The 580-nt window shown below is 74.1% G+C and carries 1 protein-coding gene; it reads right to left on the bottom strand.

The window, feature by feature from the left end:
- Nucleotides 1–32: 32 nt before the first annotated feature.
- The coding region (locus GVN67_RS29155) for a DUF3471 domain-containing protein (RefSeq protein WP_235035619.1) at nucleotides 33–580 on the bottom strand (548 nt) is incomplete at its 5' end.

The following is a 580-nucleotide window of genomic DNA, read 5'->3' as shown; positions in this document are numbered from 1 at the left end:
ACCACGACGCCAACGGGCAGGGCCGCGCTAGCTCAGCGCTGCCAGCGGCCCTGCCCGTTGGCGTCGTGGTATTGCGCGCGGAAGCCCGTGGCGCGCCCGCCCACAACCTCGAAGCGCACGCTCCCCCGCGACCCCGGCGGGGCGTTCTCGCCCGAGGGTTCCAGCGCGAAGACATCGCCGTCCCAGGGGCGCAGCGGCAGCGCCATCCGCTTTGGCCCAAGCTGCAGCATCAGACCCGACGGTCCCCGCACCACCTCGGCCGGGCCGAAGAAATCGTTGTCGTAGCGGCCGAGATAGGCGTCGAGGCCTCGCGGCGCGGCGGCCGGCACCGGCGGCGACTTGCCCGCCAGGTCGCCCTCGGGCGCGAAGAAGCCGGCAAAGGCGCCGCCGAAATCGGCGGCCCAGTCGCGCTGCGGCGCGCCGAATTGCAGGCGGTCGAGGAAGGTGGCGGCGATGGCCTCGGCGACGCCGATGGGCGCGGCGTTGGTCAGCACGACGATGCCGATGCCCTCGCCCGGCAGCAGCTGCATCGCCGTGGCGCCGCCCAGCAGGAAGGCGCCGGAATGGCCCAGCATCACCC

It is taken from the genome of Roseomonas sp. 18066, from assembly GCF_902706185.1.
In the GTDB taxonomy this organism is placed as follows: Bacteria; Pseudomonadota; Alphaproteobacteria; order Acetobacterales; family Acetobacteraceae; genus Pseudoroseomonas.
This window is presented reverse-complemented; position numbering and strand designations above follow the sequence as displayed.